At 62.7% G+C, this 18994-nt stretch carries 15 protein-coding genes and 2 pseudogenes; 11 read left to right on the top strand and 6 right to left on the bottom strand.

The features are described 5' to 3' along the window. Nucleotide 1: 1 nt before the first annotated feature. The 3 genes from HWQ56_RS26650 to gbcA form a co-directional block, all read right to left on the bottom strand. Nucleotides 2–1666, bottom strand: coding sequence for an ATP-binding cassette domain-containing protein (locus HWQ56_RS26650; RefSeq protein WP_176572137.1), 1665 nt, complete (start codon nt 1664–1666; stop codon nt 2–4). Nucleotides 1667–1703: 37 nt separating this feature from the next. Then, on the bottom strand, nt 1704–1967 hold the full coding sequence (locus HWQ56_RS26645; protein WP_176572136.1) for a hypothetical protein: 264 nt from the start codon (nt 1965–1967) through the stop codon (nt 1704–1706). Between the two features lie 754 nt (nt 1968–2721). Beyond that, nucleotides 2722–4017, bottom strand: coding sequence for a glycine-betaine demethylase subunit GbcA (gene gbcA, locus HWQ56_RS26640; protein ID WP_158152874.1), 1296 nt, complete (start codon nt 4015–4017; stop codon nt 2722–2724). A gap of 285 nt (nt 4018–4302) precedes the next feature. Here gbcA and gbcB point away from each other — a divergent pair, with 285 nt between their 5' ends. Further along, nucleotides 4303–5403, top strand: a complete 1101-nt coding sequence (gbcB, locus tag HWQ56_RS26635) for a glycine-betaine demethylase subunit GbcB (protein ID WP_176572135.1) — start codon at nt 4303–4305, stop codon at nt 5401–5403. Nucleotides 5404–5495: 92 nt separating this feature from the next. On the opposite strand, the gene HWQ56_RS29550 is transcribed toward gbcB, so the two are convergent. Further along, nucleotides 5496–6359: a methyl-accepting chemotaxis protein gene (locus tag HWQ56_RS29550; protein WP_425331982.1), complete on the bottom strand. Its 864-nt coding sequence runs from the start codon at nt 6357–6359 to the stop codon at nt 5496–5498. Then, nucleotides 6351–7106 (bottom strand): annotated as a pseudogene (locus tag HWQ56_RS29545) (MCP four helix bundle domain-containing protein); the annotation flags it as partial. The pseudogene HWQ56_RS29545 and the gene HWQ56_RS29550, both read right to left, overlap by 9 nt. 300 nt (nt 7107–7406) lie before the next feature. On the opposite strand from HWQ56_RS29545, the gene HWQ56_RS26625 reads away from it, so the two are divergent. The 4 genes and pseudogenes from HWQ56_RS26625 (at nt 7407) to HWQ56_RS29535 (ending at nt 10082) form a co-directional block, all read left to right on the top strand. Then, nucleotides 7407–7637, top strand: a complete 231-nt coding sequence (locus HWQ56_RS26625) for a hypothetical protein (protein WP_158152872.1) — start codon at nt 7407–7409, stop codon at nt 7635–7637. Further along, entirely contained in the window at nt 7634–7936 is a 303-nt protein-coding gene (locus tag HWQ56_RS26620; RefSeq protein ID WP_158152871.1) for a cell division protein ZapA, read from the top strand. Before HWQ56_RS26625 ends, HWQ56_RS26620 begins: the two co-directional genes overlap by 4 nt. 211 nt (nt 7937–8147) lie before the next feature. Beyond that, a pseudogene (locus HWQ56_RS29540) lies at nt 8148–9170 on the top strand (cache domain-containing protein); the annotation flags it as partial. Nucleotides 9171–9239: 69 nt separating this feature from the next. Beyond that, the gene (locus tag HWQ56_RS29535) at nt 9240–10082 is read left to right on the top strand and encodes a methyl-accepting chemotaxis protein (protein WP_425331981.1); all 843 of its coding nucleotides are present in this window, start codon (nt 9240–9242) and stop codon (nt 10080–10082) included. 96 nt (nt 10083–10178) lie between these two features. Here HWQ56_RS29535 and HWQ56_RS26610 read toward each other — a convergent pair whose 3' ends face one another. Further along, nucleotides 10179–11216, bottom strand: a complete 1038-nt coding sequence (locus HWQ56_RS26610) for a threonine aldolase family protein (protein ID WP_158152869.1) — start codon at nt 11214–11216, stop codon at nt 10179–10181. Between the two features lie 251 nt (nt 11217–11467). Here HWQ56_RS26610 and glyA point away from each other — a divergent pair, with 251 nt between their 5' ends. The 6 genes from glyA to purU all read left to right on the top strand — a co-directional run bounded on the left by glyA (nt 11468) and on the right by purU (nt 18973). Beyond that, entirely contained in the window at nt 11468–12721 is a 1254-nt protein-coding gene (gene glyA, locus HWQ56_RS26605; protein WP_176572133.1) for a serine hydroxymethyltransferase, read from the top strand. Between the two features lie 16 nt (nt 12722–12737). Next, a complete protein-coding gene (locus tag HWQ56_RS26600) occupies nt 12738–13988 on the top strand; it encodes a sarcosine oxidase subunit beta family protein (RefSeq protein ID WP_158152867.1) in 1251 nt (416 codons plus the stop codon). An 18-nt stretch (nt 13989–14006) separates the two neighbouring features. After that, on the top strand, nt 14007–14303 hold the full coding sequence (locus HWQ56_RS26595; protein ID WP_158152866.1) for a sarcosine oxidase subunit delta: 297 nt from the start codon (nt 14007–14009) through the stop codon (nt 14301–14303). After that, nucleotides 14300–17317, top strand: a complete 3018-nt coding sequence (locus HWQ56_RS26590; RefSeq protein WP_176572132.1) for a sarcosine oxidase subunit alpha — start codon at nt 14300–14302, stop codon at nt 17315–17317. Before HWQ56_RS26595 ends, HWQ56_RS26590 begins: the two co-directional genes overlap by 4 nt. A gap of 79 nt (nt 17318–17396) precedes the next feature. Next, on the top strand, nt 17397–18029 hold the full coding sequence (locus HWQ56_RS26585) for a sarcosine oxidase subunit gamma (RefSeq protein WP_158152864.1): 633 nt from the start codon (nt 17397–17399) through the stop codon (nt 18027–18029). Between the two features lie 86 nt (nt 18030–18115). Next, nucleotides 18116–18973, top strand: coding sequence for a formyltetrahydrofolate deformylase (gene purU / locus HWQ56_RS26580; protein WP_176572131.1), 858 nt, complete (start codon nt 18116–18118; stop codon nt 18971–18973). Nucleotides 18974–18994 lie beyond the last annotated feature (21 nt).

Here is an 18994-nt window from a genome sequence, read left to right as displayed (position 1 = left end):
CTCACCCGCCAATTTCTTCGATCATCGCGCCGACGTCGCGCCGTCCTTTCAGCTCCTGCCAAGGGCCGTCTGCCACCACACGACCGGCGCGTATCACCAGGACTCGGTCAAAACGGTGCAGCGCATCGACATCGTGGGTGACGCACACCAGTCCCTTTCCCTGAAATACAGCAAACAACACGTTCCAAACCAGGGTGGTCGTTTCGACGTCCAGGGAAGCAGTGGGTTCATCAAACAGGTTGAAGCGGCCAGGGCGGTTTATCAGTCGCAACAGGGTGAGACGTTTCGCCTCCCCCCCGGAGATGTTTTTCCCCCCCTCGCTGATCGTGCGGTTATCCACAAGGGTTCGCAGCCCCAGTGCGTCAACGTACCGCTCCATGACCGGGGCCGGAGGTTGCCCGAACAGCACCGCTTGGCGAAATTCGCCTTCAACGAAACCGGGGTGCTGGGGGCAGTATCTGATCATCTTCAAGTAACAAGTGAGGTGTTCCATGGGGCTATCGTTGATTATCAAGCGATGCCGGGCCGTCGCCACCAGTCCCGCCAGGGTTTCCAGCAGCGTTGTCTTGCCAGCGCCGCTCGCCCCCACGATGGCTACTGATTGGCTGGTGTTGAAGCGCAGCGGCACTGACGCTTCACCGGGCTGAGGAAGGAGTCCGATCTGCTCTGCTTGCAGGCCGTCGGGCATAGGGTGATCAAGCGGTAGTCCGTCGAGGTCGAGCAGCTCAACCAATCGACGCTTGTCGGCGATGTACTGGTCGAGCGTCCGATAGGCATCGGCCAGGCCACTGATGTTGACCAAAAGCCCGCCAGCGATCGAAAAGATGGCCACCAGTTCGCCGACCGACAGTGTCGGGACGGGCTGAAACCTATCGTGTATTCCCCACGCCAGTAACGCGGCTGTCGACAGGCCCACGAATAAAATTCGTGCAGACCCCAGCACTGCGGCTGAACTCGCAACCTGGGTAGCCGCCTGTGCATAACTACCGTAGCTATTGAAAAGCGGTTGCAGCGCATGGAGGGTGGCGTGTTCCAACTTGATGGCTTTGCCGGCGCTCAAACCATCGAACAATTGAGTCGAGACAAGATCTTCCTGGTCATTGACCGCCTCCAGGTGTGGCCTGCGCCAGATGATCAGTCGATGACATGCCGTTAGATACGCAATTGATGTTGCCAACATCATCACGAATAACAGGTTTCCACCCACGTAGAGGAAGGCGGCCGCTACCAGTAACAGTTCGATGGTGAGGGGCAGAGCGTTCAGGATGAAAAATGAGAGCAGCTTTTCATGGGCCGTGATACCCCGTTCCACTCCCTTGATCAGGGCGCCGAGCCGGAGCGAGGAAAACTGCTCGAACTCCTTGTTCATGATGGCTGTGGTCCATTCGATGGATTTGTCCTTGAGGGTCAACTGCACCAGTTTTGTCAGCTGGTAGGTCTGAAGGGGGTGGATAACAGACTGCAAAATGGTCACAGAGCAAAAAGCAGCCAGTAGCAAGCCGATCGTGTAGGCATCCAGCGCTTGATGCGCAGAAAGGCTGTCGATGATTCTTCCAAGAAAGAACGCTGGAGCGAGGGCACACAGTTTCAGAGTAGCGACCATGACCGTAGCCCCCGTGAAGAGTAGCGGGTGAGCCAGAATGGCTTCCTTGATGAACGACAGCACGGCCGCCTCCAGGTTATCGAATGGTTTCTGCGCAAGCTCAGGAATTGCGCCGCCCAACCCCCTCCCACCGCACATTCACCCACACCATCAACAAGCTGCGCGCCGGCTGGACCTGCTTGCGTGCCTGGCTGCGCGGCTGGTCGCGTCGCAGCCAGTAGAACACCGCCACCACGCCCGCCATGCAGAGCGGCAACCCCACCTGCAGGACCTGCTTCCAGTCGGTCTGGGGGTCGGCGCTGGCAAGGCTGATGCCGAGCAGCAAGGCGATGGCGAGGGCGGAGAGCAGGCTGTCTGGATGCATGGGAAGGTCCCTTTTCTTATTGGTGTACACAGGGTGCTTATGCATCACGGGGCGGGCAATCCCTACAGATGTAGGGGGTCGCCCTGAATTGCCCACAATCCATGTGGGTGTGCCTGTGGGTAAGTTGTTGGTGCATGGCTGCGAGCCGCAGCGGGCAAGGCTTGTAGCCGGTAGATCAGAAAATGAACAGCGCAAGCGGCTGTTTTCCCTGGGTTTATCGTGGCGGTGACGACGGTTCCCAGGGAGGTTTTGCCCACAATCCTTGTTGGTGCCTCTGTGGATAATCTGTTCGCGTAACGCTGGAAGCCTTGCCAATCAAGGCGTTGCCGGGATTGATCGATTTTTGATCAATCACAGAAGATTACGTGTTTTTCTGCCCCGCAACAGCGGTAAACCGTGGCTTTCAGGGGTTTTCCACAGGGCCCGCATAACACCGTCAAAATTGCGCACAAAGTCTGTTGGCGCTTCTGTGGATAAGGTGTTCGCCTAAGCCTGAAAGCCTTTGATTACGGGGCTTGCAGAGAATTGGTCATTTTTTGATCAATGCTGTGCCGCGAGTGTGTATCTGAATAAGTCACGGTTTTTTTTTGAATTTTTTTCACAGGCAGGCAGCGCTTGCCCACAATTACTGTGGGCCCGGCTGTGGATAAGGTGTTGGCGAATGGCCAGGGCCCGCCAGTGTAGCGGGCTGTACCAGGTTTGATCACTTATTGATCAGGGAGTGGAGTGACGACACCGCTGCAATGTGGAGTGATTATTCGTGCACCGCTACGCCCTTGAGGTAGGGGGCTGGTGCGGCGCCCAGGTTGCTGAGCATGCGTTCGCTGTACCAGTCGATGAAGTTCACCACGCCGAACTCGTAGGTCTTGGAGTACGGGCCGGGCTGGTAGGCGGTGGAGTTGATGCCTTTCTGGTTTTCCTCGGCCAGGCGGCGGTCCTGGTCGTTGGTGGCGTCCCATACCTGGCGCATGCGCTCCACGTCGTAGTCCACCCCTTCCACGGCGTCCTTGTGCACCAGCCACTTGGTGGTGACCACGGTTTCCTGGGCGCTGATGGGCCACACGGTGAAGACGATGATGTGGTCGCCCATGCAGTGGTTCCACGAGTGGGGCAGGTGCAGGATGCGCATGGAGCCCAGGTCGGGGTTCTGGATGCGACCCATCAGTTTCTTGCAGCCAACCTTGCCGTCCAGGGTCATGGACACGGTGCCCTTGAGCAAAGGCATGCGCACGATGCGGTTGCGCAGGCCGAAACTGGCGTGGGCGTAGGGGATCTTCTCGGCTTCCCAGGCGGCGGCCGAGGCTGCTACGTGGTCCTTGAAGGCCTGGTCGGCGCGTGGGTCGGTGACGTCGTCCCATTCCAGCAGGGTTTTGAGCAGTTCAGGGTGCGAGCCGCCGCAGTGGTAGCACTCGCGGTTGTTTTCCAGCACCAGCTTCCAGTTGGCCTTTTCCACCAGGGTGGTCTGCACCGCCACCTTGGTGTTCTCCATGTCGTAGGGCTCCATGTAGTGGTCCAGGGTACGCAGGAACTCGTCGATGGCCGGTGGGTTGTCGCTCAGGCTGATGAAGATGTAGCCGCCGGCGGTTTTCACGTTCACCGGTTTGAGACCGTACTGCTTCATGTCGAAATCGGCGCCCATCTCGGTGCCGGCGAAGAGCAGGCGGCCGTCCAGTTCGTAGGTCCACTGGTGGTAATGGCAGACCAGCTTGGCGACCTTGCCCTTTTCGCTGGTGCACAGGCGCGAACCGCGGTGGCGGCAGACGTTGTGGAACGCGTGCACCACGCCTTCGGCGCCGCGCACCACGATGATCGGGTTCTTGCCGATCTGCAGGGTAATGAAGTTGCCCTTGGTGGGGATCTCGCTGGTCATGCCGGCGATCAGCCATTCCTTGTGGAAGATCTCCTGCATGTCGATGTCGAACAGGCGTTCGTCGTTGTAGAACGGCTGGGGCAGCGAGAACGTCCGCTCCCGGGTCTGGAGCATTTCGGCAGTGGCCTTGCGTGCGGGTTCCAGCGGGTCGCCCAGGCTCAGGGTAGCGGTAACGTCCATCGTGTGTGTCCTCATGGCCGTCTGTGCGGCCGCGAAAAGTGGCTGATACGGTTTGCAACGCAAGGCACGGAAGAAAGCAGGTTCATTTGCGGTGGAGTGTGCGTCCGCGCGGGCCGCGAACCTTATCCATGGGCGACATGGCCCAATCCATTCCCGACGCGCCAGGCCATGTACCATGGGGCTGGTCGCCATAAGCATGTGAATGTCGCAGATAGGAAAGTGACGGCCATGCGGCCCAAGCAGAATCCTTCCCCATGAGGCCGACAGTCGGCCGTGGAGAAGAGCATGTCCAACAGCTTCCTGAGCCCGGTAAATACCCAGACATGGGCCAATGGCCGCCATGTGGTCCGTTGCGTCAAGGTCATCCAGGAAACCTGGGACGTGCGCACCTTCTGCTTCATGGCCGACCAGCCGATCCTGTTCTTCTTCAAGCCCGGCCAGTTCGTGACCCTGGAGCTGGAGATCGAAGGCCAGCCGGTGATGCGCTCCTATACCATTTCCAGCTCGCCGTCGGTGCCGTACAGCTTCTCCATCACCATCAAGCGTGTCCCGGGCGGGCGTGTGTCCAACTGGTTGCACGACACCCTGCATGAAGGCCAGGAGCTGGCGGTGCACGGTCCGGTGGGCTTGTTCAACGCCATCGATTACCCGGCGCAGAAGGTGCTGTACCTCAGTGGCGGGGTGGGTATCACCCCGGTGATGTCCATGGCGCGGTGGTTCTACGACACCAACGCCAACGTCGACATGGTGTTCGTGCACAGCGCCCGTTCACCCAAGGACATCATCTACCATCGCGAGCTGGAACACATGGCGTCGCGCATCGACAATTTCAGCCTGCACATCATTTGCGAGAAGCATGGGCTGGGTGAGCCCTGGGCGGGCTACCGGGGTTACCTGAACCACAAATTGCTGGAGCTGATCGCCGCCGACTTCATGGAGCGCGAGATTTTCTGCTGCGGGCCCACGCCCTACATGAATGCGGTGAAGCGCCTGCTGGAGGCGGCGGGTTATGACATGTCCCGCTACCACGAGGAGTCCTTCGGCGCCACGCCGCCGGAGGCTCGCGCCGATGCGGTGGAAAACGCCGAGCAGGCCGCCGAGGCGCCGGAAGTGGATGCGTCCGAGCTGCATCAGGTGGAATTCACCGCGGCCGGCAAGAGCATTCGCGTGGCGCCGGGGGAAACCGTGCATGCGGCAGCGGCCAAGCTCGGCCTGATGATTCCCAAGGCGTGCGGCATGGGTATCTGCGGCACCTGCAAGGTGATGAAGCTGGGCGGGGAGGTGGAAATGGAGCACAACGGCGGGATTACCGACGAGGACGTAGCCGATGGCTACATCTTGTCGTGCTGCAGTGTGCCGAAAGGGGATGTGCGGATCGAGTATTGATCCTGTGATGCTTCCCCAAGCGTCGTCCGGTCCCAGCAGATCACGCAGGAACCTGTGGGACCGGGCGAAGCTCGGGAAACGGACGACGCGGTTTACAGGCTGAAACGCGCCACCATGCTGTTCAGGTCCACCGCCAGGCGCGACAGCTCTGCGCTGGCCGCAGTGGTCTGGTTGGCGCCGGTGGCCGACTGCACCGACAGGTCACGGATGTTCACCAGGTTACGGTCAACTTCACGGGCCACCTGGGCCTGTTCTTCCGCCGCGCTGGCGATCACCAGGTTGCGCTCGTTGATCTGCACGATGGCGCCGTTGATGGTGTCCAGGGCCATGCCGGCGCCCTTGGCGATGTTCAGGGTCGACTCGGCGCGCTCGGTGCTGTTGCGCATCGAGTTCACGGCCTGCTCGGTACCACCCTGGATGCTGCCGATCATGCGTTCGATTTCAGCGGTGGACTGCTGGGTGCGGTGGGCCAGGGCGCGGACTTCATCGGCGACCACGGCAAAACCACGGCCCGCTTCACCGGCGCGGGCAGCTTCGATGGCGGCGTTGAGGGCCAACAGGTTGGTCTGGTCGGCCAGGCCACGGATCACGTCCAGCACCTTGCCGATATCGCGGGACTCGTTGGCCAGGTTGCCGATCAGTTCGGCAGTGCTCTGCACGTCGCTGCTCATGCGCTCGATGGCGCCCACGGTTTCCTGAACCAGGTCACGGCCATCACTGGCCGAAGTGGTGGCGTCCTTCGACGCTTCCGACGTGCTCACCGCATTGCGGGCCACTTCTTCCACGGCGCTGGTCATTTCGTTGACCGCGGTCGCGGCCTGTTCGATTTCATGGTTCTGCTGGGCCAGGCCACGGGCACCTTCGTCGGTGACGCTGTTGAGTTCTTCCGCCGCGGAGGCCAATTGGGTAGCGGAGCCGGCGATGCGCTGCAGGGTATCGCGCAGCTTGTTCTGCATTTTCTCCATGGCAATCAGCAGGCGCGCGGCCTCGTCGCGGCCTTCCACGTGGATCGGACGGGTCAGGTTGCCCTCGGCGATCTGCTCGGCGGCGGCCAGGGCCTGGTCGATCGGCACCACGATGCTGCGGGTCAGCAGCCAGGCGAAGAGGAAGGTCAGCACGGCGGCGATGATCAGCAGGGTGACCACCAGGGTGAACGCAGAGGAATACTGGTCGGCGGCGTTCTTGTTCATGTCGGCGGTTTGCTGGGTGTTGATCTCCACCAGCTTGTCGAGCGCGGCGTTGATGCGCGACGAGTTGTCCTGCAGGTCGGTGTTGACCGCCTTGCGCAGGGCATCCAGGTCGTTGGCGGCGTTGGCGCTGCGCATCTGGGCTTCCAGTTGATGGTATTCGGCCAGGGCCGATTTCAGTTGTTCGTACGCGGCGCGCTCGTCGGGCCCGGCGATCAGCGGCTCGTAGGCAGCCTGGGCCTTGGCGATCAGTTGGTTGCGCGAGTCCAGCAGTTGCAGGGCTTCAGCCTGGGTCTGGGCATCACGGTTGGCCAGCAGGCGGTAGGACAGCACACGCAGGCGCAGGGTCATCTGGGTGATCTGGCCCAGGTTGGAGAGGCTGGGCAGGGTGTTGTTCTCGATCTCTTCACCGGCCTTGCGGATACTGCCCATCTGCACCAGGGCGAAGATGCCGAGGATGATCATCAGGGCGCCGATGCAAGCGAAGCCGGAGAGCGCGCGGGGCGCGATATTCATGTTGCGTAGGGACATGGCAGGTTCCAGGGATAGGGGGCGCGTTCCGTGCGGGGTGCAGGCAGTTGCCATGCCTATCGGTCTTTGCAGGCAAGTCTTTAGGGACCTTTTGTCGCACGGCCAATGGCCACCGGGAACCGGTCGGAGTTATGCCGGTCCATCAGAGTCTGTTTCGGGTCTGGCCCGAAGCGTGGCCAGGAAGGTCGCCGCAGCGGATTTCATGGTTCCGAGCCCGATAAACCCTGGCCTGCGCGGCGACTTTTCTTTATCGTTACCGCCCCTTGAATCTGCCGAGAAATCACCATGCTGGAAACAACTCTGAGCCAACTGGAACAACTGGTCAGCGAACTGGTTGAACAGAACCGCCAACTGACCGAAAACAACACCCAACTGACTGCTCAACTGGCCCAGGCCAAGGAAGAGAACGAAAGCCTGCAACTGAACCTGATGGAACAGGAAGAGAAGCAGACCTCCACCGTTTCGCGTATCCAGGCTCTGGTTCAGCGCGCTAGCGCTGGTGCCGTGAGCGCATGAGTACCGACCAGGAGTCGATCAAGGTCGTCTCGATACTGGGCAATGACTACTCGCTCAAGGCGCCGCCGGGTGAAGAGCAGAAGCTGCTCGACGCCACTCGCCTGCTCAATGCGTCGTTGGCCGAGACCAAGCGCAAATATCCGTCCCTCATCGGCGACAAGTTGCTGGTGCTGGCGGCATTGAACCTGTGCTCCAAGCAGCTGGATATGCAGCAGCAGCACGCTGAAGCGCTCAACCGTTATCAAGAGCAAGTCAACGCCACGGTTGATGTGATCAAGAACACCATCAGCCACGGCTGATGGACGGGGCCTCGCCAGCCGCGGCGGGGCCTGGTCCCGACTCCCCCGATCCTGCAGGTGCTGGCGTGCCAGCGAGTGTTCAAGCGTCAGAAGCTCGCTGGCCCGCCGGCGCCCGCATTACTCTTCCTGTGTAACCGTTGGTCTGGTTAATGTATACAATCGGCATGGCTGTTGCAGTTCGGTCGATGTAGACATTCAGAGGGTTACACCCATGCAGTTGTGGCGCCGCAGTATCCAATGGCAATTGATCCTCAGCATGGGCACCGCCCTGCTGGCCAGCATCCTGATCGTCGTGGGCATTTACACCGTGGTGGTGAACCGCCTGGCTCAGAGCTACCTGCTGGAAACCGCCTTGCCAGCCAGCGTGGAAGCCATGCGCAATGACATCGAACGGATCCTCAGCCGGCCCCTGACGGCTGCCGATGACATCGCCAGCAACACCCTGGTGCAGCAATGGCTGGCGGAGGGCGAAAATAGTGCCCAATTGCCATCATTCACCCGCTACCTGGATGGCGTGCGCAACGAGCACAAGGCCTTTACCGCCTTGATCGCCAGCGCAGACAGCAACCGCTACTACACCGAGAAGGGCCTGGACCGTACCCTCAGCCGGGCCAATGCCCAGGACGCCTGGTTCTACCAGTTCCTGGACAGCGGCAAGCCGCGGACCCTCAATATCGACACGGACACTGGCACGGGTGCGCTGACGCTGTTCATCGATCTGCGGGTGCAGCAGGCGGGCAAGACCCTGGGCATCGCTGGTCTGGGCCTGAGCATGAGCGAACTGTCGGAACTGATCCACAACTACAGCTTCGGTGAGCACGGCAAGGTCTTCCTGGTGCGCAACGACGGCTTGATCCAGGTGCACCCGGACGCGCAGCTGAGCGGCAAGCGCCAGTTGGCCGAGCAGATCGGCCCGCAGGCCGCAGCCGCGGTGCTGGGCCACACCGGCTTGACCACCAGCGTTTTCCAGCGTGACGGCGAAGATTACCTGGCCCTGGCCCTGCCGCTGCGCGACCTCAACTGGAGTCTGGTCGCGGAAGTGCCTGAGGCGCAGATCTATGCCCAGGCACGCCAGGCCATGTGGCTGACCAGCCTGATCGGCCTGGCGGTGGCGTTCGTGTGCCTGTTGCTGGTGGTGCTGCTGGCCCGTGGGCTGGTGAAACCGATTCGTCAGGTAACGGCTGCACTGGTGGCGATCGGCAGTGGCGGCGGCGACCTGACTCACCGCCTTGACGACGCCCGCGCCGACGAGCTGGGTGACCTGGCTCGTGGCTTCAACCGTTTCCTGGGTAGCCAGCGCGACATGATCGCCGAGGTGCTGACCACCAGCGAGCGCCTGCGCCATTCGGTAGGGCATGTCGCGCAGGTGGTGGACAACACGGCGGAACGCGCCGGCCGCCAGCAGGAAATGACCGACATGGTGGCCACGGCGGTACATGAGATGGGCCTGACCGTGCAGGAAATCGCTCGCAACGCGGGCAATGCCGCCGAGGCTTCGCAAAGCGCCCGGGACGAGGCCTTGCAGGCGCGGGATATCGTGGGCCGTTCCATCGCCCATATCGAAGGCATGTCGCAGGAAATTGGCAGTGCAGCCAGCGCGGTGGGTGAGCTGGCCGAGCAGGTGGGTTCCATCGACCAGGTGCTGGCGGTGATCCGCGGTATTTCCGAGCAGACCAACCTGCTGGCGCTGAACGCCGCTATCGAGGCTGCGCGGGCCGGGGAAATGGGCCGTGGTTTCGCGGTGGTGGCTGACGAGGTGCGCACCCTGGCCCAGCGTACCCAGGCCTCCACCGACGAGATTCAGAAGATGATCGGCCGGCTCAAGCAAGGCGCCGACACAGCGGTGGCGTCGATGCACAGCGGCCAGGCCGCGACGGGGACCGGGGTCACGGCCAGCCAACGTACCGGCACGTCGTTGACGGCCATCACCGACCAGGTGGAGCGTATCAGCGACATGAACCACCAGGTGGCCACGGCCACCGAAGAGCAGACGGCGGTGACCGAGGAGATCAACCGTAACGTGCAGGGCATTTCCGACCTGGCCCGGGCCACGGCAGGGGAGGTGCGCAGCGGCCGCGAGGAGTGCCAGGCCCTGCGTGGGCTGGCCGATGACCTGGCGCGGCAGATGGGAGGGTTCAAGCTCTAGCCCGTGTTTCGCCCTTCCCGAGCTTCGCCCGGTCCTGCAATTGCAATGCGTTCAAGGTGGGACCAGGCGACGCTCGGGAAAAGGCCACCCCCTGTTTCAGCTCATGACCTGGCGAATGTCCGCCGCCAACTCCCGCACCCGCGCCTCTTCGGTATCCCACGAGCACATGAACCGCGCACCGCCGCTGCCGATGAAGGTATAGAACCGCCAGCCCTTGCCACGCAAGGCCTCCAGTGCCGGTTCCGACATCTGCAGGAACACCCCGTTGGCTTCCACCGGGAACATCAGTTCCACCCCGGGAATGTCTGCCACCAGTTGGCTCAGCAACGTGGCGCAGTGGTTGGCATGGCGGGCGTGCTTGAGCCATGCGTCGTTTTCCAGCAAGCCCACCCAAGGCGCGGACAGGAAGCGCATTTTTGACGCCAACTGGCCCGCCTGCTTGCAACGGTAGTCAAAGTCCACCGCCAGCTCATGCTTGAAGAACAGAATGGCCTCGCCGACCGCCATGCCGTTCTTGGTGCCGCCGAAGCAGAGCACGTCCACCCCCGACTTCCACGTCAGTTCTGCCGGCGAGCAGCCCAGGGTGGCGCAGGCATTGGCGAAGCGAGCTCCGTCCATGTGCAGGTTCAGCCCCAGTTCCTTGCAGGTGGCGCTGATGGCCTGCAGCTCCTCGGGGCGGTAGACGCTGCCCACTTCGGTGGCCTGGGTCAGGGTTACCACGCGTGGCTTGGGGTAGTGGATGTCCTGGCGCTTGAGGGCGACTTCGCGAATGGCCTCGGGCGTGAGCTTGCCGTTCTCGCTGCGGGCGGTCAGCAGCTTGGAGCCGTTGGAGAAGAATTCCGGCGCGCCGCATTCATCGGTCTCGACGTGGGCCGTTTCCGAGCAGATGACGCTGTGATAGCTCTGGCACAAGGACGATAACGCCAGGGAGTTGGCCGCGGTGCCGTTGAAGGCGAAGAACACCTCGCAGTCGGTTTCGAACAGGCGGCGAAATTCATCGGCGGCCCGGGCCGTCCACTGGTCGTCGCCATAGGCACGCTGGTGACCTTGGTTGGCCTGCTCCATGGCCGCCCAGGCTTCGGGGCAGATGCCCGAGTAATTGTCGCTGGCAAACTGTTGGCTTTGGTCGTTCATGGCCGGTTCCTTGTGTTCGTGTAGCCGGTCACTGTAAACCAGGAATATCGCCGCGGGTATTGGCATGTTGTGCTGTGGGCCCCGGCGACTCTCCACTGGTTTCGCGGCGATGTCGTAAACGCACCTTTGTGTGGCGTGCGCAGGCATCTGGTCTGCAAGCGCCGGCCCTACCATCGCTGCAAAGGGGGCCCTGTCGCACGGCGGCCGCCAACCAATATCAAAGGCGCCACGCCGCCGCTGGGAGATCCGCGATGTTCAGCAAGCAAGACCAGATCCAGGGTTACGACGATGCACTGCTGGCGGCAATGAATGCCGAGGAACAGCGTCAGGAAGATCACATCGAGCTGATCGCTTCGGAAAACTACACCAGCAAACGCGTGATGCAGGCACAGGGCAGCGGCCTGACCAACAAATACGCCGAGGGCTACCCGGGCAAACGCTACTACGGTGGCTGCGAACACGTGGACAAAGTCGAGCAACTGGCCATCGACCGCGCCAAGCAGCTGTTCGGCGCTGACTATGCCAACGTTCAACCGCACTCAGGCAGCCAAGCCAACGCCGCGGTGTACCTGGCCCTGCTGCAAGCCGGCGATACCGTGCTGGGCATGAGCCTGGCCCACGGCGGCCACTTGACCCATGGCGCCAAGGTCAGCTTCAGCGGCAAGCTCTACAACGCCGTGCAGTACGGCATCGACACCGCCACCGGCCTGATCGATTACGACGAAGTGGAGCGCCTGGCTGTCGAACACCAGCCAAAAATGATCATCGCCGGCTTCTCGGCCTACTCCAAGACCCTGAATTTTGCGCGCTTTCGCGAGATCGCCGACAAAGTGGGCGCCTACCTGTTCGTCGATATGGCCCATGTCGCCGGCCTGGTTGCCGCAGGCCTGTACCCCAACCCGATTCCGTTTGCCGACGTGGTGACCACCACCACCCACAAGACCCTGCGCGGCCCGCGTGGCGGCCTGATCCTGGCCCGTGCCAACGAAGCCCTGGAGAAAAAGCTCAACGCCGCGGTATTCCCAGGCGGCCAGGGCGGCCCGCTGATGCACGTGATCGCTGCCAAGGCCGTGTGCTTCAAGGAAGCATTGGAACCCGGCTTCAAGGCGTACCAGCAGCAGGTCATTGATAACGCCCAGGCCATGGCCGCCGTGTTCGTCGAGCGCGGCTATGACGTGGTCTCCGGTGGCACCGATAACCACCTGTTCCTGGTCAGCCTGATTCGCCAGGGCCTGACCGGCAAGGACGCCGACGCCGCCCTCGGCCGTGCCCATATCACCGTCAACAAGAACGCGGTGCCCAACGACCCGCAGTCGCCGTTCGTGACCTCGGGCCTGCGCATCGGCACCCCGGCCGTCACCAGCCGCGGCTTCAAGGTGGCCCAGTGCACCTCGCTGGCCGGCTGGATCTGCGACATCCTCGACAACCTGGGCGATGCCGACGTGGAGGCCGATGTGGCCCGTAACGTCGCCGCCCTGTGTGCTGACTTCCCGGTTTACCGCTGAGCTGGAGTAAACACTTATGCAACGCTATTCGGGCTTCGGCCTTCTCAAGCACTCCCTCAGCCACCACGAGAACTGGCAGCGCATGTGGCGCACGCCCACGCCGAAAAAGGTCTATGACGTGGTCATCGTCGGCGGCGGCGGGCATGGCCTGGCGACCGCCTACTACCTGGCCAAGGAGCACGGCATCAAGAACGTGGCCGTGGTCGAGAAGGGGTGGCTGGGGGGTGGCAACACTGCCCGCAATACCACCATCGTGCGTTCCAACTACCTGTGGGACGAGTCGGCGCACCTGTACGAGCACGCCATGAAACTGTGGGAAGGCCTGTCCCAGGACCTCAACTACAACGTCATGTTCAGCCAGCGCGGGGTCTACAACCTGTGCCACACGCTGCAGGACATGCGTGACTCCGAACGCCGGGTCAGCGCCAACCGCCTCAATGGCGTGGACGGCGAACTGCTGAACGGCAAGCAGGTAGCCGAAGAAATCCCGTACCTGGACTGCTCGAAAAACACCCGTTACCCGATCATTGGCGCCACGGTCCAGCGCCGTGGCGGCGTGGCCCGTCACGATGCCGTGGCCTGGGGCTTCGCCCGTGCTGCCGACGCCCTGGGCGTGGACCTGATCCAGCAGACCGAGGTGATTGGCTTTCGCAAGGAAAACGGCGTGTGCATCGGCGTGGAAACCACCAAGGGTTTCATCGGGGCCAAGCGCGTGGGCGTAGTCACCGCGGGCAACTCCGGGCACATGGCCAAGCTGGCCGGTTTCCGCCTGCCGGTCGAGTCCCACCCGTTGCAAGCATTGGTGTCGGAGCCGATCAAACCCATCATCGACAGCGTGATCATGTCCAACGCCGTGCACGGCTACATCAGCCAGTCCGACAAGGGTGACCTGGTGATCGGTGCCGGTATCGACGGCTGGGTCGGCTATGGCCAGCGCGGTTCGTACCCGGTGATCGAGCACACCATCCAGGCCATCGTGGAGATGTTCCCGGTGCTGTCGCGCGTGCGCATGAACCGCCAATGGGGCGGCATCGTCGACACCACCCCGGACGCCTGCCCGATCATCTCCAAGACCCCGGTGCCGAACATGTTCTTCAACTGCGGCTGGGGTACCGGCGGCTTCAAGGCCACCCCGGGCTCGGGCAACGTCTTCGCCGCCAGCCTGGCCAAGGGCGAGATGCACCCCCTGGCCAAGCCATTTTCCATCGAGCGCTTCCACAACGGCGCGCTGATCGACGAACACGGCGCTGCCGCGGTCGCCCACTAATTACAGGAGAATTCCACCATGTTGCATATCTTCTGTCCTCATTGCGGCGAACTGCGCTCCGAAGAAGAGTTTCACAGCGCCGGCCAGGCGCATATTCCGCGCCCGCTCGACCCCGGTGCGTGCACCGACGAACAGTGGGGCGACTACATGTTCTTCCGGGACAACCCCCGCGGCCTGCACCATGAACTGTGGATTCACGCCGCCGGTTGCCGCCAGTACTTCAACGCCACCCGCGACACGGTGACGTACGAGATTCTCGAAACCTATCCGATTGGCACCAAGCCCCAGTTCACGGCCGCGGGAGACAAAGCATGAGCCAGGTCAATCGCCTGTCCAGCGGCGGTCGTATCGATCGCAGCAAGAAAATCACCTTTACCTTCAACGGCCAGAGCTATACCGGCTATGAGGGCGACACCCTGGCCGCCGCCCTGCTGGCCAACGGCGTCGACATTGTCGGGCGCAGTTTCAAGTACTCGCGCCCACGCGGCATCATCGCCGCCGGCGCTGAAGAGCCCAACGCGGTTCTGCAGATCGGCGCTACCGAAGCCACCCAGATTCCCAACGTGCGTGCTACCCAGCAGGCGCTGTACCAGGGGCTGGTGGCTACCAGCACCAATGGTTGGCCGAACGTCAACACCGACATGATGGGTATTCTCGGCAAGGTCGGCGGCAAGCTGATGCCGCCGGGTTTCTACTACAAAACCTTCATGTACCCGCAGTCTTTCTGGATGACTTACGAGAAGTACATCCGCAAGGCTGCTGGCCTGGGCCGCTCGCCTACCGAGAATGACCCCGACACCTACGACAACTTCAACCAGCACTGCGACGTGCTGATCGTCGGCGCCGGCCCTGCGGGCCTGGCGGCCGCGCTGGCCGCCGCCCGCAGTGGCGCCCGGGTGATCCTGGCCGATGAACAGGAAGAGTTCGGCGGCAGCCTGCTCGACACCCGCGAGAGCCTGGACGGCAAGCCGGCCGCCGAGTGGGTGGTGCAGGTGGTCAACGAACTCAAGGGCCTGGCCAACGTCACCCTGTTGCCGCGCGCCACCGTCAACGGCTACCACGACCACAACTTCCTGACCATTCACGAACGCCTGACCGACCACCTCGGTGATCGTGCGCCCATCGGCCAGGTACGCCAGCGGATCCACCGGGTGCGCGCCAAGCGCGTGGTGCTGGCCGCTGGTGCCCACGAGCGGCCGCTGGTGTACGGCAACAACGACGTGCCGGGCAACATGCTCGCTGGCGCCATTTCTACCTATGTGCGCCGTTATGGCGTGGCGCCGGGCAAGAAGCTGGTGCTGTCCACCAACAACGACTACGCCTACCGTGTGGCGCTGGACTGGTTCGACGCCGGCCTGCAAGTGGTGGCCGTGGCCGATGCCCGCCACAACCCGCGCGGCGCGCTGGTGGAAGAAGCACGGGCCAAGGGCATTCGCATCCTCACCTCCAGCGCCGTGATCGAAGCTCGCGGCAGCAAGCACGTGACGGCCGCCCGGGTCGCGGCCATCGATATCAACGCCCACAAGGTCACCAGCCCCGGCGAATGGCTGGACTGCGACCTGGTCGGCAGCTCCGGCGGCTACAGCCCGGTGGTGCACCTGGCGTCACACCTGGGTGGCAAGCCGGTATGGCGTGAAGACATCCTCGCGTTCGTTCCCGGTGATGCGCCGCAGAAACGTGTGTGCGTGGGCGGCATCAACGGCGTGTTCAACCTGGCCGATGCCCTGTCCGATGGCTTCGAAGGCGGTGCGCGCGCTGCCGCCGAGGCGGGTTTCAGGATTGTCGAAGGCACGCTGCCCAAGGCCCTGAACCGCCAGGAAGAGCCCACCGTGGCACTGTTCCAGGTGCCCCACGACAAGCCCACTGCCCGGGCGCCGAAGCAATTCGTCGACCAGCAGAACGACGTCACCGCCGCCGCTATCGAACTGGCCACCCGTGAAGGCTTCGAGTCGGTGGAACACGTCAAGCGCTACACCGCGCTGGGCTTCGGCACCGACCAGGGCAAGCTGGGCAACATCAACGGCCTGGCCATCGCGGCCCGCAGCCGTGGCATCTCGATCACCGAGATGGGCACCACCATGTTCCGCCCCAACTACACCCCCATCACCTTCGGCGCCATTGCCGGCCGCCACTGTGGCCACCTGTTTGAACCGGTGCGCTTCACCGCGCTGCACGCCTGGCACGTGAAGAACGGCGCCGAATTCGAAGACGTCGGCCAGTGGAAGCGCCCCTGGTATTTTCCCAAGCGCGGCGAAAACATGCACTCGGCCGTGGCCCGCGAATGCAAGGCCGTGCGTGACAGCGTGGGCCTGCTGGATGCCTCCACCCTGGGCAAGATCGACATTCAGGGGCCTGACGCCCGCGAGTTCCTCAACCGCATCTACACCAACGCCTGGACCAAGCTGGATGTGGGCAAGGCCCGTTACGGCCTGATGTGCAAGGAAGACGGCATGGTCTTCGACGACGGCGTGACGGCGTGCCTGGCCGACAACCATTTTCTGATGACCACCACCACGGGCGGCGCTGCCCGCGTGCTGCAATGGCTGGAGATCTACCAGCAGACCGAGTGGCCGGACCTGAAGGTGTACTTCACCTCGGTCACCGACCACTGGGCCACCCTGACCCTGTCGGGCCCCAACAGCCGCAAGCTGCTGAGCCACGTCACCGACATCGACCTGGACAGGGACGCCTTTCCGTTCATGACCTGGAAAGAAGGCACGGTAGGCGGCGTACCGGCCCGAGTGTTCCGTATCTCGTTCACCGGCGAGCTGTCCTACGAAGTGAATATCCAGGCCGACTACGCCATGGGTGTGCTGGAGCAGATCGTCGAGGCCGGCAAGCAGTACAACCTGACCCCCTACGGCACCGAAACCATGCACGTGCTGCGGGCCGAGAAGGGCTTCATCATCGTTGGCCAGGACACCGACGGCTCCATGACCCCGGACGACCTGAACATGGGCTGGTGCGTGGGCCGTACCAAACCGTTCTCGTGGATCGGCTGGCGTGGCATGAACCGCGAGGACTGCGTGCGTGAACAGCGCAAGCAACTGGTGGGCCTGAAACCGACCGACCCGAACAAGGTGCTGCCGGAAGGCGCGCAACTGGTGTTCGACACCCAGCAGGCGATTCCCATGAGCATGGTGGGCCACGTGACCTCCAGCTACATGAGCGCCACCCTCGGCCATTCGTTTGCCCTGGCGGTAGTCAAGGGCGGCCTCAAGCGCATGGGCGAGAAGGTTTACGCGCCGCTGGTGGATGGCAGCGTGATCGAGGCCGAAATCTGCTCTTCGGTGTTCTTCGACCCCAAAGGCGAACAACAGAACGTTTGACGTGGGTGTGCTGAATTGATGTGGGGGCTGGCAAGCCAGCGCCTACAGCGTCTTTTGCTGACTTTTGACAGGTGTCCACATGACCACAGTCAACGTATACGAACAACGCCCGGCCACCGCCGCCAAGGCCGAGGCACCGCTGCACCATGCCGACCTCGCCAAGCTGGTGGGCAAGGGCCGCAAGAACGCCGGTGTAAAGCTGCGCGACAAGAAACTGCTGGGCCACCTGACCCTGCGCGGCAATGGCCATGACCCGGCCTTCGCCGAAGGCGTGGCCAAGGCGGTGGGCCTGGAACTGCCGGGTGCCCTGGCACTGGTGAGCAGCGGCGAAACCTCGCTGCAATGGTTGGGCCCGGACGAGTGGTTGCTGATCGTGCCGGCCGGCGAAGAGGTGGCCACTGAGAACCGCCTGCGTGAAGCACTGGCCGGCCAGCATATCGCCGTGGTCAACGTCAGCGGCGGCCAGAGCCTGCTGGAACTCAGCGGGCCCAACGTGCGCCAGGTCCTGATGAAATCCACCAGCTACGACGTGCACCCTGACAACTTTCCAGTGGGCAAGGCCGTGGGCACGGTGTTCGCCAAGTCGCAACTGGTGATCCGCCGTCCCAGCGAAGATGTCTGGGAGCTGCTGGTGCGCCGCAGCTTCTCCGATTACTGGTGGCTGTGGTTGCAGGACGCGTCGGCCGAATATGGCCTGGAAATCACCGGTTGATCCTTTCCCGGTCTTCGCCCGGCCCCACAGGGTATGTCGGGGCGGCGCAGACCGGGAAGGCCGCATCAGCGCACTGGAGCCCTACCATGAGCCGTGCCCCCGATACATGGATCCTCACCGCCGACTGCCCCAGCATGCTCGGCACGGTGGACGCAGTAACCCGCTACCTGTTCGAACAGGGTTGCTATGTCACCGAGCACCATTCGTTCGACGATCGCCTGTCGTCGCGGTTTTTCATCCGTGTCGAATTCCGTCAGCCCGATGGCTTTGACGAGCAGTCGTTCCGTGCCGGCCTGGCCGAGCGTGGCGAGTCGTTCGGCATGGTCTTCGAGCTGACACCGCCGCACTACCGGCCCAAGGTGGTGATCATGGTCTCCAAGGCGGACCACTGCCTGAACGACCTGCTGTACCGCCAGCGCATCGGCCAATTGCCCATGGATGTGGTGGCCGTGGTGTCCAACCATCCGGATCTGGAGCCATTGGCTCGCTGGCACGAAATTCCCTACTACCATTTCCCCCTGGACCCTAACGACAAGCCTGCGCAGGAGCGCAAGGTGCTGGAAGTCATTGAGCAGAAGGGTGCCGAACTGGTGATTCTTGCCCGCTACATGCAGGTGCTGTCGCCCGAACTGTGCCGGCGCCTGGACGGTTGGGCCATCAATATCCACCACTCCCTGCTGCCCGGCTTCAAAGGCGCCAAGCCCTACCACCAGGCGTACAACAAAGGCGTGAAACTGGTGGGCGCCACGGCGCATTACATCAATAACGACCTGGACGAAGGCCCGATCATTGCCCAGGGCGTCGAAGTCGTGGACCACAGCCACTATGCCGAGGACCTGATTGCCAAGGGTCGCGACATCGAGTGCCAGACCCTGGCCCGGGCGGTGGGTTTTCACATCGAGCGGCGGGTGTTCCTGAACGGAGGTCGAACGGTTGTCCTTTAGTTGCCTTTAAAACAACAACAG

This window comes from Pseudomonas eucalypticola, assembly GCF_013374995.1.
Classification (GTDB): Bacteria; Pseudomonadota; Gammaproteobacteria; order Pseudomonadales; family Pseudomonadaceae; genus Aquipseudomonas; species Aquipseudomonas eucalypticola.
The sequence above is the reverse complement of the archived record's forward strand: the minus strand, read 5'-3'. Positions and strand labels throughout refer to the sequence as shown.

What these genes read in the sequence shown, in the direction of transcription:
- glyA (WP_176572133.1), top strand. Translation starts at nt 11,468, where the DNA reads ATGTTCAGCAAGCAAGACCAGATCCAGGGTTACGACGATGCACTGCTG.
- HWQ56_RS29550 (WP_425331982.1), bottom strand. Translation starts at nt 6,359, where the DNA reads ATGCAGAACAAGCTGCGCGATACCCTGCAGCGCATCGCCGGCTCCGCT.
- gbcB (WP_176572135.1), top strand. Translation starts at nt 4,303, where the DNA reads ATGTCCAACAGCTTCCTGAGCCCGGTAAATACCCAGACATGGGCCAAT.
- HWQ56_RS26625 (WP_158152872.1), top strand. Translation starts at nt 7,407, where the DNA reads ATGCTGGAAACAACTCTGAGCCAACTGGAACAACTGGTCAGCGAACTG.
- gbcA (WP_158152874.1), bottom strand. Translation starts at nt 4,017, where the DNA reads ATGGACGTTACCGCTACCCTGAGCCTGGGCGACCCGCTGGAACCCGCA.
- HWQ56_RS26620 (WP_158152871.1), top strand. Translation starts at nt 7,634, where the DNA reads ATGAGTACCGACCAGGAGTCGATCAAGGTCGTCTCGATACTGGGCAAT.
- HWQ56_RS26610 (WP_158152869.1), bottom strand. Translation starts at nt 11,216, where the DNA reads ATGAACGACCAAAGCCAACAGTTTGCCAGCGACAATTACTCGGGCATC.
- HWQ56_RS26645 (WP_176572136.1), bottom strand. Translation starts at nt 1,967, where the DNA reads ATGCATCCAGACAGCCTGCTCTCCGCCCTCGCCATCGCCTTGCTGCTC.
- HWQ56_RS26600 (WP_158152867.1), top strand. Translation starts at nt 12,738, where the DNA reads ATGCAACGCTATTCGGGCTTCGGCCTTCTCAAGCACTCCCTCAGCCAC.
- HWQ56_RS29535 (WP_425331981.1), top strand. Translation starts at nt 9,240, where the DNA reads ATGATCGCCGAGGTGCTGACCACCAGCGAGCGCCTGCGCCATTCGGTA.
- purU (WP_176572131.1), top strand. Translation starts at nt 18,116, where the DNA reads ATGAGCCGTGCCCCCGATACATGGATCCTCACCGCCGACTGCCCCAGC.
- HWQ56_RS26585 (WP_158152864.1), top strand. Translation starts at nt 17,397, where the DNA reads ATGACCACAGTCAACGTATACGAACAACGCCCGGCCACCGCCGCCAAG.
- HWQ56_RS26595 (WP_158152866.1), top strand. Translation starts at nt 14,007, where the DNA reads ATGTTGCATATCTTCTGTCCTCATTGCGGCGAACTGCGCTCCGAAGAA.
- HWQ56_RS26590 (WP_176572132.1), top strand. Translation starts at nt 14,300, where the DNA reads ATGAGCCAGGTCAATCGCCTGTCCAGCGGCGGTCGTATCGATCGCAGC.